General features: G+C 70.3%; 1 protein-coding gene and 1 pseudogene. One reads left to right on the top strand and one right to left on the bottom strand.

What is annotated here, in order from left to right:
• Positions 1–153: NAD(P)-binding protein (locus tag WDW90_RS37660; protein WP_336492812.1), on the bottom strand; the 153-nt coding region annotated here is incomplete at its 3' end.
• A 242-nt stretch (positions 154–395) separates the two neighbouring features.
• Between WDW90_RS37660 and WDW90_RS37655 the strand changes: the two are divergent.
• Positions 396–794: pseudogene (locus WDW90_RS37655) on the top strand (histone deacetylase family protein); the annotation flags it as partial.

The following is a 794-nucleotide window of genomic DNA, read 5'->3' as shown; positions in this document are numbered from 1 at the left end:
CCCGATGGGAAGATGGATCCAGGGCGAGCGATCGCGGGGACCGGCCTCCAGCAGAAGCACGCGGTGGCGGCCGTCCTCGGTGAGGCGGTTGGCGAGCACACACCCGGCCGTTCCACCGCCGACGACGACGTAGTCGAAGTGCGCGCGCTCCATCGCCGCCTCCCCGGTCCGATCGCGTATCCTCGATATTCGCTTTCGTTTCGAGACATGTCTCGAAAAACGGTACGTTTCGTTCGATTAAAATGATAATCTGAGGGCATGTCAATGGCGATGACGGGATTGGCGCCCATCCTTGAGCGGCCTTGCCGGCCCGACGCGCCCGCCGGGGGCGGCGGCGCTCGCTCGATTGCCGGCACCGCTTCCCCGGCCGCCGCTCGGCGAGAGGACATCAGGACATGCGGATCTTCCATCACCCGAACGTCCTCCGGCACGACCCCGCGCAGTTCTTCCGGCGGGGCACCCTGATCCCGCACCCGGAGCAGGCTGCGCGCTACCGCGTCCTGCGCGACGCGGTTGCGGCAGCCGGACACAGCCTCGCCGAGGCTCCCGATCGGGGAGCCGACCCGATCCTCTCCGTGCACGACGGCGCCTACCTCGCCTTCCTGCGGGAGGCCTGGGCGCGGCGCGGCGAGATGCCGGGGATCGGGGAGGAGGTCCTGACGGGGCACTTCGCGCGGCCGCAGATGCACCGGGCGCCCGTCGGCATGCTCGGCCTTGCGGGCCTCTACATGGCCGACACCTCGACGCCGATCCGGGCGGGCACCTGGGACGCGGTCTACGCGTCGGCGCAGGCC

Origin of the sequence: Methylobacterium nigriterrae (assembly GCF_037106235.1) — a bacterium.
Classification (GTDB): Bacteria; Pseudomonadota; Alphaproteobacteria; order Rhizobiales; family Beijerinckiaceae; genus Methylobacterium; species Methylobacterium nigriterrae.
The sequence above is the reverse complement of the archived record's forward strand: the minus strand, read 5'-3'. Positions and strand labels throughout refer to the sequence as shown.